The 16,144-nt window shown below is 42.6% G+C and carries 11 protein-coding genes; 8 read left to right on the forward strand and 3 right to left on the reverse strand.

All coding sequences use genetic code 11. The features are described 5' to 3' along the window. Positions 1 to 17: 17 nt before the first annotated feature. Both B4F08_RS03980 and B4F08_RS03985 read left to right on the forward strand, forming a co-directional pair. Positions 18 to 701 carry a BON domain-containing protein gene (locus tag B4F08_RS03980; protein ID WP_291373315.1) on the forward strand — a complete coding sequence of 228 codons (684 nt, stop codon included), beginning with the start codon at positions 18 to 20 and terminating at the stop codon, positions 699 to 701. Beyond that, positions 691 to 1,575, forward strand: coding sequence for an alpha/beta hydrolase (locus B4F08_RS03985; protein ID WP_086207795.1), 885 nt, complete (start codon positions 691 to 693; stop codon positions 1,573 to 1,575). Before B4F08_RS03980 ends, B4F08_RS03985 begins: the two co-directional genes overlap by 11 nt. 35 nt (positions 1,576 to 1,610) lie before the next feature. Here B4F08_RS03985 and nudC read toward each other — a convergent pair whose 3' ends face one another. The 3 genes from nudC to dnaQ form a co-directional block, all read right to left on the reverse strand. After that, a complete protein-coding gene (gene nudC / locus B4F08_RS03990; RefSeq protein WP_110975304.1) occupies positions 1,611 to 2,387 on the reverse strand; it encodes an NAD(+) diphosphatase in 777 nt (258 codons plus the stop codon). After that, entirely contained in the window at positions 2,387 to 4,030 is a 1,644-nt protein-coding gene (locus B4F08_RS03995) for a chemotaxis protein (RefSeq protein ID WP_291373318.1), read from the reverse strand. The genes nudC and B4F08_RS03995 overlap by 1 nt, the downstream gene beginning before the upstream one ends. A 126-nt stretch (positions 4,031 to 4,156) precedes the next feature. Continuing rightward, entirely contained in the window at positions 4,157 to 5,578 is a 1,422-nt protein-coding gene (gene dnaQ / locus B4F08_RS04000; RefSeq protein WP_291373320.1) for a DNA polymerase III subunit epsilon, read from the reverse strand. A gap of 209 nt (positions 5,579 to 5,787) precedes the next feature. Here dnaQ and B4F08_RS04005 point away from each other — a divergent pair, with 209 nt between their 5' ends. The 6 genes from B4F08_RS04005 (at position 5,788) to B4F08_RS04030 (ending at position 15,966) form a co-directional block, all read left to right on the forward strand. Further along, complete coding sequence (locus tag B4F08_RS04005; protein ID WP_291373322.1) at positions 5,788 to 9,066, forward strand: LysM peptidoglycan-binding domain-containing protein; 3,279 nt, start codon at positions 5,788 to 5,790, stop codon at positions 9,064 to 9,066. Positions 9,067 to 9,101: 35 nt separating this feature from the next. Beyond that, positions 9,102 to 10,943: an extracellular solute-binding protein gene (locus B4F08_RS04010; protein ID WP_291373324.1), complete on the forward strand. Its 1,842-nt coding sequence runs from the start codon at positions 9,102 to 9,104 to the stop codon at positions 10,941 to 10,943. Positions 10,944 to 10,964: 21 nt separating this feature from the next. Further along, positions 10,965 to 12,026 carry a microcin C ABC transporter permease YejB gene (yejB, locus tag B4F08_RS04015; RefSeq protein WP_291373326.1) on the forward strand — a complete coding sequence of 354 codons (1,062 nt, stop codon included), beginning with the start codon at positions 10,965 to 10,967 and terminating at the stop codon, positions 12,024 to 12,026. Further along, positions 12,026 to 13,039 carry an ABC transporter permease gene (locus B4F08_RS04020; RefSeq protein WP_291373328.1) on the forward strand — a complete coding sequence of 338 codons (1,014 nt, stop codon included), beginning with the start codon at positions 12,026 to 12,028 and terminating at the stop codon, positions 13,037 to 13,039. The genes yejB and B4F08_RS04020 overlap by 1 nt, the downstream gene beginning before the upstream one ends. Beyond that, positions 13,014 to 14,603 carry an ABC transporter ATP-binding protein gene (locus B4F08_RS04025; RefSeq protein WP_291373331.1) on the forward strand — a complete coding sequence of 530 codons (1,590 nt, stop codon included), beginning with the start codon at positions 13,014 to 13,016 and terminating at the stop codon, positions 14,601 to 14,603. The genes B4F08_RS04020 and B4F08_RS04025 overlap by 26 nt, the downstream gene beginning before the upstream one ends. A gap of 118 nt (positions 14,604 to 14,721) precedes the next feature. Further along, positions 14,722 to 15,966, forward strand: coding sequence for an NADH:flavin oxidoreductase/NADH oxidase family protein (locus B4F08_RS04030; RefSeq protein WP_291373333.1), 1,245 nt, complete (start codon positions 14,722 to 14,724; stop codon positions 15,964 to 15,966). The last annotated feature ends 178 nt before the right edge of the window (positions 15,967 to 16,144 follow it).

Raw genomic sequence — 16,144 nt, forward strand, 5'->3', positions numbered from 1 at the left:
TTGAGGAGTCTTGCTGAGTGTTCAATCGTATTGCAATGACCGTATTATGTGTCGCAAGTTTATCTGGATGTGCAAGTTTCATTTCGGGTGGAACAGGGACAGCTGCTGTAGGAACAGAAAGTGGTGCGCGTTCATTAGGACAAGTTTTCATCGACTCTTCAATTGAGCGTACTGCAAAAATTAATTTATATAAATTGGATAGCCGTTTTAAACAGTCACGTGTCAATATTGAAAGTTTTCACGGCAATGTACTATTAACAGGACAAGTTCCTGATCAGCATTTACGTCAACTCGCAGAAGATAATGTCCGTGCGATGTCGGATGTAAAAATGGTACATAATTATATTACTGTTGGAGACCAGATCAGTTACGGTACGATCATGCAAGATACATCGGTGACGGCTAATACCCGTGGTTTGATTATGAAAGCAGCGGTGGTTTCTGATGCAAAAGTACGGACTCACACAGAAGATGGCGTGTTGTATGTGATGGGGCGTTTAAATACTGCTGAAATTGCGGACTTAAACCAAGTATTACAACAAGTGGGTAACGTCACTAAAATTATTACCTTAGTTGATAACATTGAACAACAATCACAAACGAGCAATGCATTTGCATCACCTATGATGAATGCTGTACCTACAGAACAAACACCTGTAGCGATAGACCCAGACCAAGTTGAGCCAAGTAATGTTCAATAAACTTCAGCCTTTTATTAAAGGACTGAATCGTTCGGTAGAGTATGCAAGATTACTGTACCGTGATTTTCGTATTTATGATGTCGGTAGCTATGCCCTAAACCGTTTAACGCCGCGTAAAGGCTATTTCGTTCAAGAAAATGTAGCTTATGGTTTGCGTGCGCGACATCGTTTGGATTTGTTCCGCACACAAACGCCACGTGAGCATCGTCCACTAATTGTTTTTGTGCATGGTGGTGCGTGGATGCATGGTGATAAGAAAGACTATCGCTTCATTGGTGAGGCTTTTGCCAAAGAAGGTTTTGATGTGGCAGTGATTAATTATCATTTGGCACCTGAGCATATCTTTCCGACCTCAATTGATGACTTGAGTTTGGCTTTAAACTTTTTAAATGTGCATCAACAAAAGTATCAGATTTCGACTGAAAAAGTTGTATTGATGGGGCATTCCGCAGGTGCATTTAATGTGATGTCGGCGCTTTATCATCCTAAGCCTTATGAGATCCAGTGCCGAAGTCAAATTACCGCCATTATTGGTTTGGCAGGGCCTTATCATTTTGACTATAAAGGCGATCCAATTTGTGCAGATGCTTTTGATCAAAACAAGCCTTATCAAGAAGTCATGCCGTATTATTTTGTTGAGTCGAATACGGTGAAACATTATCTGCTGGTTGCAGAAAATGATGACATTGTTGGCTTAAGCAATGCTGTTGACTTGGATCGTAGATTGAAAGAAAAGGGTAATTACAGTCAACTTTGGACCGTACCACGTATGGGACATATCTCGATGATTGGTTCAGTCTCAAGTTTATTTAGTCGTTACTTTAGTACCAAGCAAAAAATCATGCAGGCGTTAGAGGATGCACTTAAGCATTAATTGGGTCGTAACTTATCATGGAACAGTGAGTGAGCTTATAGCCACTCACGTGTGTCATCGGCTACAATAGTCCCTTGAGTCGCATGCATAATCATCGCATGCGCGATACTGCCTTTAAAAGGAATTTCAGGGAGTTGATCAAACTTAAAGAATTGTGCATCACTGATTTCTTCTTCTTGTAAACATAGTTCACCCGAGGCATATTCAGCTTTAAATGCAACCATTAAATTACTCGGGAAAGGCCAAGGCTGACTTGCCAAGTATTGAATATTTTGCACTTGAATACCGACTTCTTCCAAGGTTTCGCGACGTACCGCTTCTTCTAAAGTTTCACCGACCTCAACAAAACCTGCAATCAAACCATACATGTTGCTGCGTGTGTTGCGTGCATTTTTAGCCAATAGGATTTCATTTTCCCCCCGAGTGATGACTGTAATCACACACGGTTGTACACGTGGGTACTGATGATAACCACAGGCAGGGCAAATCATGGCGTATTCGGTTGCATGTGCTTGAGTGGCATGACCACAGTGGCTACAGTACTTATGATTACGGCGCCATTCTAGTAGTTGGATTGCACGGCTGGCTTGCTCAAATTGCTCAGTACTCCAAAGTGGAAGTAACTGACGAATTGGAATTAACTGCAAGCCTTCGGGAATAGGCTCATTTTCTAATAAATCTCGGGCAATCACCTGATCACCCGAGTGAAAACTTAAATCACTTGCTAACTTTTCTACACGGGGCAATTGGAAGTTATGGTCAACCAATAATTGTTGTTGATGAAAAATATATGCAAGTGATAATTCTGACATTAGGCAACAGTCTTTAAGTTTTGGCTACTGGCTAATGCTACATCAAACATGCTGTGTAATACAGGTTGTTTACTCTTTAAATTCTCAATCAGCATATCGGCACTTGCGAGTGCATCAAGTACATGATTCACTTGCGCTGCCGTCAGAGCCGTTTCTGCATCTAGCTGTTGTTGAACAAATGCTGCTGCAATATTCAGTGCTGTTTGACCATGTTCTGCACCCAAGAACAACATTGCACCAGCTACTTCACGTAACTGGGCAGAGGTATTCTCAAGCACGATTAAGTTTTGTTCTTGTTGGTATTGCGTCAATGCTTGACTGCTTAAATCAATGGATACTTTTGCTTCTGTGAGCAAAGCTGCATGTGCTTCGTCTAAACGGTCTAGCGAGATATTCATGTTGTTGACACGAAGCTGTAAGCGGCTTGATGTATGGTGACGCTCTAGTACGCCAATCGAGTTCATTGCTGACAGAATGACATTCATGAGTTGTTGTGCAAAGTTTTCATCTTTAAGCATATCAGTTTGACTGAGAGATGCTGCCTGACGGTTTAAGTCATTATACGCTTCATTTAAGTTTAACACTTTGAAAATATTGGCAAGATCGACCAGCTTCGCTTGAAGCTCTTGAGTCTTTTCTGGCGTCATGTTTTGGTAGTTGTACTCAATATCATTACGGATTTGTGACATTTCAGCGGTGACCAAATCACTAATCGTATGCATTGTTTCAAAATCAGGGCCATATAAGTGGCGGCTGAAAACTTGTAGTTGAGTATCAGTCAGTAGGTCATCGCCAATGTTGAGTTGACTCCGAATTTGCTGAGATACTTCATCTTCTTGGCTAATACAAAGGCTGAGAATATTAGCAAGATCTGTTAAGTCTGCTTTGAAGCTTTCAGGGGCTGCAAAGAATTGCGCCATATTACGTTCAATACTGACTAGGGTGCGTAAGCGGGGTTCATTGATGATGAGCTGATCAATTTGATTGAGTGCAACATAGACCAAGTTCCAATACTGTTTACTTGGTGTTTGTTCAGATAGCCCCGCTAAATAGGTTCCAACCAATTTTATAGCTTGTAAGTCCAACTCACTCTCTTCTTGCTTCAGCATTTTGCTTAGAGAAAGCTTATACAAGCGGTGAACGTATTGTGATTTTTCAAGACTTGGTGCTTGGGGTAAATGAAAATCAGGAGTGATGCAATCTAATAGCGACTCGATATGTTGACCTTCTTGGGTCAAAGGTTTACCTAAAGCCCGTTCCAGTCGGTTTAATGTATCGAGTAAAAACTGTGGGATTTTGACTTCTCTTAAGCAGATGAATTCAATGTAGCGCTTTAGCATCGTTGTGCCTTCACTCAGCGCAATGACATCTTGAGTATTAATTTGTGCAGGATTCCCCATGATCTTGCGCATTAACTCAGCAGAGTATTCAGCAATTTTTGCCAAGCTTGGCATATCAATCAATGCAAGGACTTGAGCACACTGCTCAAATTGGTTTAATGCATCGTCAATTCCAAATGGTAAAGTCTGATCTTCTGCTAAGGTGCTCACAGCTGATTCAACCAGTTTAATGGAATTATCCACTTCATTTTTTATTATCAGCAGCGCTGTTGGATCAAAATGAATAGAGGTTTGGTAAGACATTGATCTGCACCTATCCTAGTGTTTTATCGTGTTTATATGCTGCCAAATAGAGGCATAGCAACTTGTTTATCACTATAGCCTAACTGAAAAATCTTGTAATACAAAAGTTAACAAAAACTTTAGATTTTATTTGGCGAAAAGGCAAGGTGTGCCATGTTTTTCTTGGTATTGTTTGACCCAAGTCTCATGTGCTTCTAGTTCCTCGGTCGAGGGTAAAATCACTGGGAGTTCAATTTCAAGTGTTTGACGTGTTGCTTGGCTATTTTGTTGTTCGCTATGTGATAGGGCGTCCATATCAAAAGAAACCTGACCACCCGTCATAGCTAAGTAAACATCAGCAAGGATTTCAGCATCTAGCAATGCGCCGTGGAATGTACGGTCACGCTGTGGAATTTCGTAACGGCGAACTAAGGCATCGAGTGAGTTTTTCTGTCCCGGATGCTTAGACTTTGCCATCGCGAGGGTATCTGTCACCGCACATACTTCAGAAAGCGCAACAAAACCTGCACGCTTGAACTCTGTATCTAAGAAATTCATATCGAAAGTCGCGTTATGTGCAATGATCTCAGCACCTTTTAAATATGCAAACAAAGTATCTGCAATATCTTGGTACAGCGGTTTGTCTTTAAGAAAGTCATCTGAAATACCGTGGACATTTTCAGAGTCGCCCACAGGTTTTTGCGGATTGATATAAATATGAATTGAACTACCCGTAAGTTTGCGGTTGACCATTTCAATGGCACCGACTTCAATAATACGGTCGCCATCTTGATAATAAAAACCTGTGGTTTCGGTATCGAGAATGAGTTGTCTTAAACCAAAGACTTCAACCTTACGCGGGGTAATCACAATTTGCGGATGTTGATTGAGTTGTGTTAAATCGACACTTGCCGTAATTTCAGGCGTTTGATCAGTAGAAGGCTTCGTTGTCTCAAATTCTGGTTCAGCTACTGTACTTGGTACTTGTACTGGAACGTCTATTTCACTTTCGGCCAAATCTTCGCTGTCATCGGCTTCTTCGTCATCGAAACCCAAACCAAAAGGATCGTTTAACAACCAGTCGGGTTCAACTTTTTTTTTATCTACAGAGGGTTCTGTTGTTGCAGTTTTAGACTGACGAAGTTGAGCCTGTGTTTGATCGGCACCGAGGTTTGCCAATTGATCTGCCATTTCATTGCCTTCGTGACCTGCATGACCTTTAACCCAATGCCAGTCGATATCACGCCCTTGACAGGCTGCATCGAGTTTTTGCCATAAGTCTGGATTTTTAACATCTTTCCAATTTTTCTTTTTCCAACCCGTAATCCACTCGGTAATGCCGCGTTTTACGTAGGTTGAATCTGTCCAAACAATCAACTTTGCGTCTGTTGGGCAAAAAAGGATACCCTCAATAGCGGCAGTGAGTTCCATGCGGTTATTGGTGGTATTATCTTCACCACCACACAGTTTATGTTCTTCAGTTTCTGTAATAATGTAGGCACCCCATCCCCCAAGACCTGGGTTTCCACGACAAGCACCATCGACATACAGGGTAATTGTTTGTGACATACACAACTTCCGTAAACTGAAAATTAAAACTAAGCGGGCACCATTGTATAACGCAAATGCACTAGAGAAGTGTATAAGATGCAGCTTTTTTAATTTCTTGTAACATTTATACTGATTTCGAGTTAAATTAACGCCTTGTGTCTGTGGCCTGCTTTACTACAATGGCAGATCTAAAAAATAAATTTTATACGAGTTGTTTGGATTCTCTTATGTATAAGTCAGCTGCCTTTTTTGGCCAACCGATGTTACCGACATTATTTAAAATTACAGTCCTCGGTTCAGCACTTGCGACACTCGGTTTGGTAGGCTGTTCCTCGACGCAAAGTGCAACTCAGGCATCGAAGTCCAAACAACTGGGTTCAGGTTATTTAGATGCAAACAGTTTAGATTCTTTAGAAGACCTCCTTTCTGCGACCGATATGCGCGCGGTGGAAGGGGATCGACTTTTAGTTTTAAAGCACGGTGACGTGTGGAAACGGATGACTGTGGGTTTTAAGATGAACAGTGATCACTGGAATCCACGTATTGATGCACAGCGCGGTTGGTTTATTTCACGTCAACCGTATTTGGATCGCTTAAGTGCGCGTGCTTCACGTTATTTGTATCATACTGTTAAAGAAGCTGAGCGTCGTGGTTTACCAACAGAGCTTGCTCTGCTACCTGTGATTGAAAGCTCGTATGATCCTGCTGCAACCAGTAGTGCTGCAGCTGCGGGCTTATGGCAATTTATTCCAAGTACTGGCCGTATTTATGGCTTAAAACAAAGTAGCCAGTACGATGGCCGACGTGATGTAGTTGAGTCAACGCGTGCTGCGTATGAATTCTTAGGAAGTTTATATAACCAGTTTGGTTCATGGGAACTTGCGCTAGCAGCTTATAATGCAGGTCCGGGCCGTATTCAACAAGCGATTAACCGCAATAAAGCGGCGGGTTTACCAACGGATTATTGGTCGTTAAAACTGCCTGAAGAAACCATGAACTATGTACCACGTTTCTTGGCAGTTGCGCAGATCATTAAAAATCCAAATGCCTATAACATTAATTTGCCGCCGATTGCGAACCGTCCGCACTTTAGAGAAGTCACTGTGGGCGCGGTGAGTTTAAATGAAGTTGCGTCGATTACAGGTTTAAGCCGAGCCGAATTGTATCAGTTAAACCCAGGACACCGTGGAGAGTGGATTGATAGTTCAAGTCCAATGCGAATTTTAATTCCTGCAGATTTGAGCCCTTCAGTTGATGCGCGTTTGAAGAAGTTACAAGGTGGCTCAGGCGGTTTATGGGCATCTGCCAATACTAAATTGCCTGAAAATAATCAAACAATCCAACCGAGCAAGGTTGAACCACCAACTTTAAACAGCAAAACTATTTCTCCATCGAAAAATACTCCACCAGTTTTGGCGACAACAACAACCAAAACTGAGCCGAAGTTAACGACATCCACTGTAACGTCATCTAGTGCCGCAAGTGTAAGTACCCCCGTACGCGGTTCTACGCCTAAAGGTTCGAGTGCACTAGCAGCCTTTGCTGCCAATAGCGATATTCCAAGTGCACCACGTATTCCTGTTGCTGTAACGCCTGTGACACCTGTAAAACCAGTATCAGTTGAACCCCCGATTTCTGCTGCGGAGCGTGAGCAGTTAACTGCAGCCATTCAGGCTGAAGGTCAAACTAAAACTGTTGATGAAGTCCTAAAACCTGTTGCGACCAAAGCAGAACAAGCTGAAGTGGTTGCTGAAATTCAAGCTTTAGCACCACAAGGGACAGAAATTGTCGATCCTTTAGATGGCAAAATTAAACTGACTGCAATTCAAACGAGTCAGTCTGTGGCTGAGCTACAAGGTAAAGAGTTGACTAAAGGCTTTGCATATCCAAAATCGGTGGCAGACAATACCAGTCTTGATTCGGACGAAGTGAAACGTAATCAAGGTAAAAACTTTGTTAAGACTGACTCTGAAATTGTAATTGTTCCGCCAAAAGGCAAACGTTCAACTTATACCGTACAACCGGGTGATACTTTAGCCGTAATTGCAGCTAAAAATAGGGTGAATTGGCGTGATGTAGCGAAATGGAATCAAATGGATGCCAATGCTACACTATATGTCGGAACCTCTATTTATTTATATGACGCAAAACCTCTGGTTGAAAAAGTCGAACCGCGTTCTGCTATAAAAACAGATTCTAAGCCTGATAGTTATACCGTTCGTGCCAATGATACTTTAACGGGTATTGCAGATGAATTTGGTTTAAGTCTTAAACAGTTGGCTGACTATAATGGTTTAAGTGTGAGCAGTGGCGTGCGTGTGGGACAAAAGCTTTCCTTAAAAGAAACAGCACAATCACGCGCAAAAGCTAACGATGAGAAAGCGACTAGCCAAACTAAAGTAGCAACTCAGTCTTATACTGTGAAACGTGGCGAATATCTGAAACTGATTGCAGACCGCTATGCGCTGTCAAACCAAGAATTGGCAGATTTAACACCAGGTTTAAATGCGGGCAGCAACTTGTTGGTGGGACAAAAAATTAATGTGCCTCTCAATGATGTTAAAAGCTTAGCGGCAAATAATACAAAAGCCTCTTCTGTTAAAATTGATAATGCTAAAGCTGCACCACAGTTCAAAGTTGAAAGTTATAAAGTGCAACGTGGTGATACGCTATATAGCATTGCCTCACAGTCGAAAATGAGCCTGTCAGAGCTTGCGGATTTAAACAACATTTCAAGCAATAGTGGTTTACAAGTCGGTCAAACAATCAAAATCCCTGCGGGTTCAACTGTGCCAGATACTTATACCGTTCAGTCGGGGGACTCATTAACTGCGATTGCTTCGAAATATAATTTGGGTATGGACTATATTGCTGACCTCAATAATATGAGTCGTACAGCGGGCTTACGTGCGGGTCAAAAACTCAAATTAACGGGTGAAGTATCTGCTGTTGAAATGCCGAAAACAGTCGAAAAACAAACGACTGCAAGTAATAACTCAACTGATATTCACGTGGTGAAATCGGGTGAAACCCTAAATAGTATTGCGCGTAAATATCACTTACAGCTTAACTATTTGGCTGAACTGAATAACTTAAGCCGTACGGCCAATGTTCGTGTCGGTCAGCGTTTAAAAATAGACGGTGATGTTGATCCGGCGCCAATTAAAACAGAAACAGTGACAGCAAAACCACAAGCAAATTCAGGTCGAGCAACTGAAAGCTATAAAGTGAAGTCAGGTGAATCGTTAAACTCAATTGCAAGTCGTGTTGGGATGTCGGTGTCAGAGCTTGCTGCTTTAAATAACCTCAGTGCACGTGCGGGCTTACAAGTTGGCCAAAGCATTCAAATCCCGAAACTGATTACGCAGTACACAGTGAAACGTGGTGATACCTTAATTGGACTGGCAAGCCGTTATGGGATGGACACTTCGCAATTGGCTGAGCTCAATGACATTAAGCCGAATACGCAGTTGCGCATTGGTGATGTAATTAAGGTGCCGAACTAATATTGAGTTGAAATGCAATTTCAGAGAAATCTCCGATGATGGTTAGAACAACGCTCTTGCTGTTCAGCCTTGTAACGATACCTTTAAAGGCATGGTCTGCAGTGCAGACCATGCCTTTTATTGCACCTTATGGTATGCCGAAATACAGCCAATTAGATCATCTGCCTTATGCCAATGTGCAGGCACCGAAGGGTGGTGAATTAACTCGTGCAGTCATTGGGAGTTTTGATAACTTAAACAGCATGAATGGTCGCGGTACTGCGGTTGAGGGAACCAATTATTTATTTGACTCACTCATGAGTAGTTCGTTAGATGAGCCTGCAGTGATGTATCCATTGCTGGCAGAAAAGGTTAGCTATGACCCGAAAAATTTTAACGTGATCATTTTTCATTTAAACCCAAAAGCACGGTTTAGTGATGGTAGTCCTGTTACCGCAGCTGATGTAAAGTTTAGTTTTGATCTTTTTCAAACCAAGTCCAATTTTGGCTTGCAGATGTATTTGTCGGATTTAGCCAAGACCGAAGTGTTGTCCAAATACAGCATCAAAATGTATTTTAAAACACGAAATAATGTGGAAATGCCTTTGATCGTGGCCAGAATGCCAATTTATTCCAAAAAGGACTGGCAAGGCAAAGACTTTAGTCAAACTTCAGTCAAGCCGATTTTAGGTTCAGGCCCTTATGTTTTAGAGAAAATCAATGCAGGGCAGCGCGTTGTTTATAAGCGTAATCCAAAGTATTGGGCCAGAGATTTAAAGGTCAATCAAGGGCGTTATAATTTTAACCATGTGGCTTATGTGTATTATCGCAGCAAAGATATTGCTTTTACTGCGTTTAAGGCGGGTTTGTATACTTTGCATGAGGAAGAGTCCGCACGCCAATGGGTGACGGCCTATAACTTTCCCGCAGTGAAACAAGGTCTCGTTAAAAAGTATCGCTTTAAGCATTTCAATCCGATACCGACGCAAAGTTTTGTGTTTAATACCCGTCGTCAGCCTTTTCAAGATATTTATTTTCGCCAAGCTTTAACTTATGCCTACGACTTTGAGTGGCAAAACAAAGCGATGTTCTATGGGCAATATCAACGTCTGCAAAGTTATTTTTCTAATAGCGAACTAGAGGCGAAGGGTCTGCCTTCGGCTGCTGAAATCAAAATCTTAAAACCTTATTTGGCGAAATTGCATCCTGTGCAGCGAGACGGCGTTTTAAAAAATTGGCATTATTCAGCTTCAGATGGATCGGGCTATAATCGAAATAATTTGCTTATCGCACGACAGATTTTATTAAAAAATGGCTATAGATATAATGCCAAAGGGCAATTGTTGGATCGGAAAAATAAGCCGATCCAGTTTGAGTTTCTGATTCAGCCAAGTGATGCTGTGCGTGAAATTGCGCCTTTTGTTCGCCATCTAAAGCGACTAGGAATACAGCTGAACATTCGACAGGTTGATACACCTCAGTATTATGAGCGGATGCGTACTCAAAATTTTGATATGACCCTACAAACGATGCCGCAGTCTTTAACACCGGGCAAAGAACAGGTACAGCTGTGGGGCAGTACTTCAGCCCATCAGGTGGGAAATTATAATTATTCAGGCATTCAAAATCCGGTGATTGATCAGATGATTCAACAGTTGATTCAAGCACCTGATCGTAAGCAAGTGGTGGTACAAACGCGTATTTTAGATCGCTTGCTGCGTGCGGGGTATTATCAAATACCAACCTATGGTAAAGCTGATCAATGGTATGCCTATTGGAATATGTATCAAAAACCGGTACGGAGCCCGCAGTTGAATGTCGGGTTGGATTATTGGTGGAGTGATGCTAAACAGACAAAAAAGGTGAGCCAGTATTTAGGTCAGGCAGCCAAGCCATAAGCTGGCATAGGGGTTTTTGAGATGCGTATCTATATATTCAAAAGGCTGTTGCTGATTGTTCCGACCTTATTTTTGATTTTGTTGATCAATTTTGCTGTGATCCAAATTGCGCCTGGAGGGCCTGTTGAGCAAGCCATTCAGCAAGCGGAAGTCATGCAAACTTTGGGTAATCTGGGCGGTGCAGGTGCAGGTTCAAATGTCTATCAGGGCGCACAAGGACTTAGTGATGAAATGCTCGCAAAGATCAAAGCACATTATGGTTTTGATCAGCCCATGCATGTACGCTTTTTTGCAATGGTGAAAAATTATGCGCAACTGGACTTCGGCACCAGCTTTTTTAAAGACCAGCCCGTTACAGCACTGATTAAGGATAAATTACCCGTATCCGTGTCCTTAGGGCTGTGGAGTGCCTTGTTAATTTATCTGATTTCCATTCCTTTGGGCATCAAAAAAGCTCGATTGCACGGTACGGTGTTTGATCAGTCTACATCGCTACTGCTGGCCGTGGCTTATGCGGTTCCTGCATTTATTTTTGCAATTCTTCTGATTGTATTTTTTGCAGGCGGTTCTTATTTTCAATGGTTCCCCTTACAAGGTTTGGTTTCGGAAAATTTTGTGGACTTGTCGCTATGGGGCAAAATTAAAGATTATTTTTGGCACATGGCTTTACCGCTGTTAGCCATGGTGATTGGTGGTTTTGCCACGGTGACTTATCTCACCAAGTATTCGTTTATGGAAGAGCTCAGCAAGCCCTACGTGCTGACGGCGCGTTCTAAAGGTCTGACCGAGTCTCAAGTGTTGTATGGTCATGTGTTTCGCAATGCAATATTGATTGTGGTAGCAGGTTTACCTGAAGCTTTAATCGCTTACTTTTTTGTAGGTAATTTATTTATCGAGATCATTTTTAATCTGGATGGTTTAGGTTTATTGGGCTTTGAGGCGATTGTGCAACGCGACTATCCTGTGATCTTTGGCACCTTGTTCATTTTTACTTTGTTGGGCTTGCTGCTGCGTCTGATTGGCGATGTGTTGTATCAGTTGATTGATCCGCGAATACATTTTGATTCGCAAGGGAGAGGCTGATGTCACCCATTTTACAGGCAGGTTTCAAACGATTTAAGCAAAATAGGCTCGGGCTCAGTTGTTGTATTTTATTTATCTGTGTTTTTGTCCTTTCTTTAGCTGCAGAACTGATCGCGAATGATAAACCGCTGTTGGTGAAGTATGATCATGCTTTGTATTTCCCTGTATTGAAACACTATCCTGAAACGACTTTTGGCGGTGTTTTTGAGACTGAAACTGAATATAAAGATCCAGTGGTACAACAGCTGATTCAAGCAAAAGGTTGGGCCATGTGGCCGTTGATTCAATATTCATATCAAACCCCGAATGTAGATTTAACTGTCCCAGTACCGTCACCACCCACGGCGCAAAATTGGCTCGGGACAGATGACCAAGGTCGTGATGTCTTGGCGCGAGTATTATATGGCTTACGTGTCTCATTGCTGTTTGGTTTTATTTTGACTTTCTGTTCAGCTGTATTGGGCATTGTGATTGGGGCAATACAAGGTTATTACGGTGGTTGGGTGGATTTAATTGGGCAGCGCATTTTAGAAGTCTGGGGTGGGCTACCCATGCTGTTCATGGTGATGATTCTAGTCAGTATGTTCAGCCCCAATATCTACTGGCTGTTTTTCATCATGCTGTTATTCAGTTGGACGATTTTGGTTCCATTGGTACGTGCTGAGTTTTTAAGAGCGCGCCAGTTGGATTATGTTCGTGGAGCACGGAGTTTAGGTGTCACCAACCGAGCTATTATCTTTCGGCATATTTTACCCAATGCCATCAGCTCTAGCTTGTCACAACTTCCTTTTATCTTAACTGCCAATATTACTGCGTTAACAGCACTGGATTTCTTGGGTTATGGCCTACCGCCTGATGCGGCATCACTGGGCGAGCTTTTGTTACAAGGGAAGAATAATTTAAATGCGCCGTGGTTGGCACTGTCTGGCTTTTTTAGCTTGGCCATTGTGCTTGCGTTGCTGATGTATATCGGGGAGGCTTTGCGCGATGCATTTGACCCTAGACGCCAATAGTACAGCACCGATACTTAAAGTGAATGCACTGAGCATTCAAAGTACAGAAAGGGTGTTGGTCGATCAGCTCAGTTTTGAACTGCGTGCTGGGCAGACTTTAGCGTTGGTTGGAGAGAGCGGTTCGGGAAAATCAATCAGCGCTTTAGCCTTGATGGGTTTATTGCCGAAAACATTGCAAGTGCAAGGCTCAGTACTGTTAGATGGAAAAAATCTCCTAGCGCTGAACGATGCACAATTTAGGCCGATTCGTGGGCAAAAAATCGCGATGGTTTTTCAAGAGCCGATGACCGCCTTGAATTCTTTACATCGGGTGGAAAAGATCATTGCTGAGACTCTATGGTTACAGGGCTGGTCGAAAACGCAAGCTCGGCAGCGTGTAATTGCCTTGCTAGAGGACGTGGGTATTGCAAATCCGGAAAGTGTGTTGCAACGTTTTCCTTATGAGTTGTCTGGTGGACAGCGCCAACGGGTCATGATTGCTATGGCGCTGGTGCAAGAGCCTGATATTTTGATTGCTGATGAACCCACCACAGCACTAGATGTCATGTTACAAGTTCAAATTTTAGACTTGCTCAAGTCTTTACAACAGCGTCATAAGATGGCCATGATTTTGATTAGCCATGACCTCAACTTGGTGAAACACTATGCTGATGATGTCGTGGTCATCCATCAAGGTAGGGTCATCGAGCAGGGGAAGGTTGCGCAAATTTTTGAGCAGTCGCAGTCTACTTATACTCAAAACTTACTCAATCATTCTTTTGGTCAAGCCATTAGCGTACAAAATGCAGCACCTTTACTCAGCTTAAAACAACTTGAGGTCAAATTTCCGATTAAAAAAGGCTGGTTGAATCGAACGACGCAGTATCGTGCTGCGATTGAAGCTTTAGACTTAAGCTTGGCTCAAGGACATTCTTTGGGCGTGGTGGGGGAAAGTGGTGCAGGCAAAAGTTCTTTGGCACTTGCTGTAGCAAGGTTGATTGAAAGTCGAGGACAGATCCAGTTTGGAGAACATGATTTAAACCAACTTTCGCAAAAAGCATTACGTCCACTTCGCGGTGATTTTCAAATCGTGTTTCAAGACCCGTTTGCAAGTTTGAATCCACGCATGAGTGTTGAGCAAATTATCATGGAAGGTCTGACCTTAAAACATTTGTCCTTGTTCGAGAGGACACAGCTTGTTGAGAATGTCTTATCTCAGGTGGAGTTACCAGTCACATTTAAAAGCTATTATCCACATGAGCTATCTGGCGGACAGCGGCAACGTGTGGCTTTGGCGAGAGCCTTGATACTTCAACCAAAACTATTGATTTTAGATGAGCCAACCTCGGCTTTAGACCGAAGTACGCAACGTTCGATCGTGGCTTTATTACGCCGTCTACAACAGGAGCAGGGCATCAGCTATTTGTTTATTAGTCATGACTTACAAGTGGTACGAGCACTTTGCCAACACGTTTTGGTTTTACGACATGCCAAAGTAGTAGAGGTACAAGCCACGGAACAGCTTTTTGAGCAACCGCAGTCTGACTATACGCGCCGACTGATTCAAGCCAGTCAGTATCAGTAAAATTATTTTAGTAAATAAAAGGTTGAAGATTTTGACAAAATGAATTGTCAAATTTTCTTGACTGTCGCCAAAAAACACATAGAGTAAAAACACTAAAAATATTAAAGGATGAATTTTCATGAGCCAGCTTGCAAGCGCAATCGACATTGGGCAGGTCCATTTTAAAAATAAGATGATTAAAGGGGCGATGAGTGAAGCACTGGCCAATCATGCAGGTCAGCCGAATCATTTGCATTTAGGTTTGTATGAGGCTTGGGCAAAGGGAGGCCTAGGCTGTGCCATTACAGGTAATGTGATGGTGGACTTCCGAGCTAAAAATGAGCCGGGTGTGGTGGTGATTGAAACCGAACGTGACTTAGAACCCTTAAAACAATGGGCTGCGATTGGTAAAAAACATGGCATGGTGCAATTGGTGCAGTTGTCACATCCAGGTCGTCAGTGCCCAAAGGGCTTAAATAAGGAAACGGTTGCACCTTCAGCAGTTCCGTTTAGTCCAGCTTTAGCAATGAGCTTTGGAACGCCGCGAGCGCTTCGTGAAGATGAAATCCTCGATATTATCCAGCGCTTTGCAACTTCAGCTGCAATCTGTGAAAAAGCAGGCTTTGAAGGCGTGCAATTACATGGTGCACATGGTTATCTCATCAGCCAGTTTTTATCGCCATTGACCAATAAACGCCAAGATCAATGGGGTGGTTCTGCTGAAAACCGCATGCGTTTTTTATTGGAAATTTATAAAGCGGTACGTGCAGCGACTTCGGATCAGTTTATTATTTCGGTCAAACTTAATTCAGCAGATTTTCAGCGTGGCGGGATTTCGGAAGAAGATGTCATTGCGACATTTAAAGCTATTGATGCGGCTGGGATTGATTTGATTGAAATTTCAGGTGGTAGCTATGAAGCACCTGCGATGGCAGGGGTGAAGCAAGAAAAACGTCAGGCATCGACCATTGCACGTGAGGCTTACTTTCTAGAATTTGCTGAAAAAATTCGTGAATATGTCCAGTGTAAGTTGATGGTGACAGGTGGTTTTCGCACTGTGGCTGGTATGAATGCAGCCTTAGAAAGTGGTGCGTGTGATTTTATTGGGATGGCACGCCCGTTTGCGGTAGAACCCGATGTGACCAACCGTTTAATTGCAGGGCAAGATGTCCGTTATGCAGTCGATAAGATTAAAACGGGTATTTCGATGATTGATAAAATGGCGATTATGGAAGTGATCTGGTACGCCGCGCAATTTAAGGATATCGCAGAAGGTCAACAACCAAATCCGAAACTGTCGCCGCTCAAAGTGTTTTTTAATTATTTAAAAGGTAATGTGAAAGCCGTGATTAAAGGGCAAGTTAACTCTAGAAAGTCTGCCTAAGTAGAACTTACTGCGTGATAGACCAATAGTCTTCAAAATAGGAAGCAGACCATTGCCCGCGTGCCATTGCAGCATTGAAGGCAGGTCTGCTTTGTATTTGGTTGAAATAGTGTTGAATGGCCTGATACTGAGCAAACTGCGGTGTGGCATAACTGGCTGCATAGAGTGGAAACCACAT

The sequence above is a fragment of the Acinetobacter sp. UBA6720 genome (genome assembly GCF_002454215.1).
GTDB lineage: Bacteria > Pseudomonadota > Gammaproteobacteria > Pseudomonadales > Moraxellaceae > Acinetobacter.